This window comes from Streptomyces parvus, assembly GCF_014648875.1.
GTDB classification, from domain to species: domain Bacteria; phylum Actinomycetota; class Actinomycetes; order Streptomycetales; family Streptomycetaceae; genus Streptomyces; species Streptomyces parvus.
On the sequence record NZ_BMRY01000041.1, the window covers coordinates 1 to 1,321 of the forward strand.

Genomic DNA, 1,321 nt, shown 5'->3' on the forward strand with positions numbered 1-1,321 from the left:
TGAACCGCTCCGGGATCGGTGGAGGCTCTATGCGTTGACTCCAGCCGCCGGTTGGGGCTGGTGTTGAGCGTAGTGGTTGGTCTCGTGCTCGTGGGGCGGGATGTCGCCGATCGCTGTGTGGAGGCGCTGGTTGTTGAACCAGTCGACCCATTCCGCGGTGGCGAGTTCAACGTCGGCCAGGCCGTGCCAGGGCCTGCGCGGCTTGATCAGCTCCGTCTTGTAGAGGCCGATCTGGGATTCCATGAGCGCGTTGTCCAAGGCGTCGCCGACGGTGCCGATCGAGGCGTCGATGCCGGCCTCGATCAGGTGCGCGGTGAACGCGAAAGACGTGTACTGACTGCCCGCGTCCGAATGATGAACCAGCCCAGGGCCAGCGGGAGTTCCGGCGCGGTCGCGACGCCACAAGGCCATGTCGAGCGCGTCGAGGACGAGCTTGGCCCGCTTGCTGGTGGCGGCGGACCAGCCCACGATCGCCCGGGAGAACACATCCACGACGAACGCGACGTAGACGATCCCCGACCAGGTGGCGACATAGGTGAAGTCAGCCACCCACCGCTCGTTCGGCCTGGACGCGGTGAAGTCGCGTTGCAACAGGTCAGCGGACCGGTCATGGCCATCGTCCCGGACGGTGGTTCGGATCTTCTTCCCGCGCCGGGCGCCTTCGAGGCCGAGGTCGCGCATCAGCCGGGCGACGGTGCAGCGGGCCACCGGTATGCCCTCGCGGTGCAGCTGACGCCAGACCTTCCGGACCCCGTAGACGCCGAAATTGTCGGAGTGGACGCGGCTGATCTGCGTCTTCAGCTCCCTGTCGCGGACCGACCGGTCGCTGGGGGTGCGGTTCCTGGCGGCGTAGTAGGTGCTCGTCGCGATCTTCAGTCCGTGGCTGGTCAGGACTCGGCAGATCGGCTCGACCCCGAACACCTGGCGGTGTGCGTCGATGAACGCTACGAGCGCTTCGACGGCCGGTCGAGCTCGGCCGCGAAGAAAGCCGAGGCCGCCTTGAGGATCTCGTTCGCCCGTCGCAGTTCGGCGTTCTCGGCCCGCAGCCGCTTGATCTCCGCGGCCTCTTCCGACGTGACTCCGGGCCGCTGGCCTGAGTCGACCTCGGTCTTGCGGACCCAGGTCCTCACCGTCTCGGCGGCACCGATCCCCAGCTTGGCCGCGACCGCCTTCATCGCGGCCCACTCGGTGGGGTAGTTCGGACGGATCTCCGCAACCATGCGCACCGCGCGCTCGCGAAGCTCGGGAGGGTAAGGGGACGGACGTGCCATGACTCGATCCTCTCAAGGAATCGAGCCTCCATCAGACCCGGAGCGGTTCA

General features: G+C 67.3%; 1 protein-coding gene. It reads right to left on the reverse strand.

Annotated features, from left to right (window positions below; all coding sequences use genetic code 11):
* Nucleotides 1-27: 27 nt before the first annotated feature.
* Nucleotides 28-1,271 (reverse strand): IS3 family transposase gene (locus IE140_RS35690; protein ID WP_189461104.1). Its coding sequence is split into 2 segments (ribosomal slippage): nucleotides 28-989 and nucleotides 989-1,271, totalling 1,245 coding nucleotides; the frame shifts between segments, so codons are not numbered across the junction.
* Nucleotides 1,272-1,321: the final 50 nt, after the last annotated feature.